A 3,173-nucleotide genomic window follows, 5' to 3' on the forward strand; every position below is an offset into this window, starting at 1 on the left:
CATGCGCGCGATGGTCAGCGAGACCAAGCCGCAAGCGCAGCCGAAGGCGGCGATCTCGGAACGGCGCGCCGAAGCAAAGGCCCGCGGCTATGAGGGCGAAGCCTGCGCCGAATGCCAGAACTTCACGCTGGTGCGCAACGGTACCTGCATGAAGTGCGACACCTGCGGCTCGACCACGGGGTGTTCGTAAATCAAACTCACTTGCGTCTTCACCGGGCCCCGGCTTGTCCGCGGCCCGGTGGACTTGTTCCACGACTCATCTACCGTCCGTAGCGCGTCGGCCGGGACGTCCCGGCATCAGAACAGCATCAACAACCGGGAACATCCAATGAGCTTTACCCGCATCACCACCTTCGCCGTGGCGCTCTTCGCCATGCTTGCGATCGGCTTTGCCTCCACCGCCCGCGCCGACACCGGCACCGTGCATATTCGTTTCCTGAAGGGCGGCTGGGTGATTGGCGGCACGATCGGCGAAGGCACGCTGACCTTCCGCGGCCGCCGCTATCCGCTGGCGATCGGCGGCCTCTCCTGGGGTCTCACCTTCGGCGGCGCCGCGATCAACCTGCGCGGCACCGTCTCCAACATCAATTCGCCGCGCGATGTCGAGGGCGTCTATGGCGCGGGCTCGGCCGGCGCCGCCATCATCCGCGGACCGCAGGCCGTGGTTCTGACCAACCAGCGCGGCGCTGTGATGCAGCTCGCCGGCACCCAGACCGGCCTGATGGTCAATCTCGACCTGAACGGCATGGCGCTGTCGCTGAAGTAAGGCGTCATCTCCTCAAACGTCATGGCCGGGCTCGACCCGGCCATCCACGATTTCAAGGGCGGCCGAGAGGCCGCCCTTTGCTTTGCATGCCTTCGCGAACCTCATCCCACCGCGACCGCCCCATACCGCCGCTCGGCTTCGATCGTCAGACCCTTGCCGACTGCGCCGAACGTGTCGCCCTCGACCACGCGCGCATCGGGCACGCAGGCGATGATCGCGCGGCGCACATGCGCGAGCTGCACCGATCCGCCGGTGAGGAACACCGCATCGATGTCGCCGGCTGAAAGCGCGGCCTGCTTCAGGCAGCGCCCGATCCGCGCGGCGATGCTGTCCGCCAGCTCCGAGGTATGCCGCACGAGATCGCCGCGCGCGATCTCGACCTTCAGGCCCTTCTCGATCCAGTCCAGCGCAAAGCCGGCGCGCGGCGCATCCGACAGCGCGATCTTCGATTTCTCGACATCCATCGCCAGCGTATGACCGCGCTGATCCTCCAAGACGCGCAGCAGGCGGTCGAATAGCTTGGGCTGTTTCGCCTCCCTGCGCACCTGGCGGATGTCGTCTGTGACGCCGCGCTCGTACATGCGATTGATGTTCGACCAGGTCGCGAGATCATGGAAATAGCTGGTCGGCGCGTTGAGCCCCGCCCGCTGCATCGCGCTGCCATAGCCGAGCAGCGGCATGACCTCGCCGAGACTGACGCGCCGGTCGAAATCGGTGCCGCCGATCCGCACGCCATCGTTCGCGAGAATGTCGTCGGCGCGATCGGCCACGCGATGCCGGCGCGGGCTGAGGCGCACGATGGAGAAGTCGGACGTGCCGCCGCCGATATCGGCGATCAGCGCGATCTCCTCGCCTGCGATCCCGCGCTCGTAATCGAGCGCGGCCGCGATCGGCTCGAACTGGAAGGTGATCTCGGCAAAGCCGAGCCCGCGCGCGATCTCGCGCAGCGTGTCCTCGGCCCTCCTGTCGGCATCCGGCGCGTTGTCGACGAAATGTACCGGGCGCCCGTGCACAACGCTGCGGAATTCGACGCCGGCCGCCTGCTCCGCGCGGCGCTTCACCGCGCCGACATAATACGCGATCACGTCCCGGAACGTCTTGCGCTCACGCCCGAGCTGCGTGGTCTCGTCGATCAGCGAGGTGCCGAGCAGCGACTTCAGGCTGCGCATCAGCCGCCCGGCGTCGCCATCGACATAGGCCTCGATCGCGCGCCGGCCGATCAGCACGCCGCCGTTCCGCTCGAAGAAGATCGCGCTCGGGATCGTTGTGTGCTCCGCCTCCAGCGGCACCAGCACGGGCGCATGATCGACCACGCGCCCCAGCGTTGTGTTGGAGGTTCCGAAATCAAGTCCGCAGGATGACATCATGGCTTCCGCAAAAGGAGCGCCCGTCTACAGGTTCGGCGACGGACGATCCAGCGGATTATTCAGTCTCGTGTCCCGGACGCGGTGCAGCGCGTAGCATAAGCGCAGCGGTGCACCGCAGAGCCGGGACCCACGCTCGATGATGCGCGCAATGCAAACCACAAACTCCGCTCGTCCCCGCGCAGGCGGGGACCCAGCGCCGACGAAGCCCGTATGATTGGTGTCGATGTGAACGCCGATAACTTCGCGCTCCGCTCTGAGACTACAAGCTCCGTTCGATCAAATCGCATGTGGTTAAACCGTTGCTCGTCCCCGCCTTCGCGGGAACGAGCGGTGGAGAAGCGCGCGCAAATCGATCGTGCGTCGCGCGAGCGATGAGGTTGCAGACACAGCCGTCAGCACTCCTCTCGCGAGCATCGGCGGGCCCCGATCGATCACGAATATCGCAGCAACGTTACAGATGCGCGGAATTGTGCGCCCGGGCGACAGGCGACGGGAACCGGTGCAAAGCCTAGAAAAAGCGGGCGCGCACGCTTCAGAAAGGCTGCAATAGCAGGGCTTTTGGGAGTGAATTCCTGAAAGAAAGGCGGTCCTTTCGCGACAATCCGCGTTCCAAATGTGCGCTATGCCTCTGACGCACAAGGGGTATTCGCCCCGGCTCTGTCACGAAATCGCCCCATCCTGTCATTTTACCGCCACCGCGTGCGGTTCCTGTCCGGTGGCTGAGGCCACAACTGCAACAGCAGACACGACGATCGTCTCTGCAGTTCGCGACACACCGCATCCCCATCAACAACGAGTAGAGGTTCAATGCGTATCGCGACATCGTTTGCCGTCCTTCTGGCTGCAACCATCCTTCCGATTCAGATCGTTCCCGCCCAGGCGCAGACAGCCGGCGATGGCATCAGCACATCGCAGTTCGCACAAGGCCCGTCCGGCCGCTCGGCCTATCGCACGCGGGGATATTCACGCGGTTATGCGCGTAGCCATGCACGTCATTACGGGCGCGCACATGCGCGTTCGCACGGGCATAGCCATGCGCA

The 3,173-nt window shown here is 65.1% G+C and carries 4 protein-coding genes; 3 read left to right on the top strand and 1 reads right to left on the bottom strand.

What is annotated here, in order from left to right; all coding sequences use genetic code 11:
- Both VNZ93_RS24390 and VNZ93_RS24395 read left to right on the top strand, forming a co-directional pair.
- The coding region (locus VNZ93_RS24390; RefSeq protein ID WP_325711687.1) for a hypothetical protein at positions 1 to 190 on the top strand (190 nt) is incomplete at its 5' end.
- Positions 191 to 328: 138 nt separating this feature from the next.
- Positions 329 to 766, top strand: coding sequence for a hypothetical protein (locus VNZ93_RS24395; RefSeq protein WP_325711690.1), 438 nt, complete (start codon positions 329 to 331; stop codon positions 764 to 766).
- 101 nt (positions 767 to 867) lie between these two features.
- On the opposite strand, the gene VNZ93_RS24400 is transcribed toward VNZ93_RS24395, so the two are convergent.
- Complete coding sequence (locus tag VNZ93_RS24400; protein WP_325711696.1) at positions 868 to 2,130, bottom strand: Hsp70 family protein; 1,263 nt, start codon at positions 2,128 to 2,130, stop codon at positions 868 to 870.
- Positions 2,131 to 2,940: 810 nt separating this feature from the next.
- On the opposite strand from VNZ93_RS24400, the gene VNZ93_RS24405 reads away from it, so the two are divergent.
- A partial coding sequence (locus VNZ93_RS24405) for a hypothetical protein (RefSeq protein ID WP_325711693.1) occupies positions 2,941 to 3,173 on the top strand: 233 nt, incomplete at its 3' end.

Source organism: Pseudorhodoplanes sp. (assembly GCF_035565795.1).
Taxonomy (GTDB): Bacteria; Pseudomonadota; Alphaproteobacteria; order Rhizobiales; family Xanthobacteraceae; genus Pseudorhodoplanes.

Bases quoted from the DNA above. Each gene is read 5' to 3' on its own strand.
- VNZ93_RS24395 (WP_325711690.1), top strand. From the start codon at position 329: ATGAGCTTTACCCGCATCACCACCTTCGCCGTGGCGCTCTTCGCCATG.
- VNZ93_RS24400 (WP_325711696.1), bottom strand. From the start codon at position 2,130: ATGTCATCCTGCGGACTTGATTTCGGAACCTCCAACACAACGCTGGGG.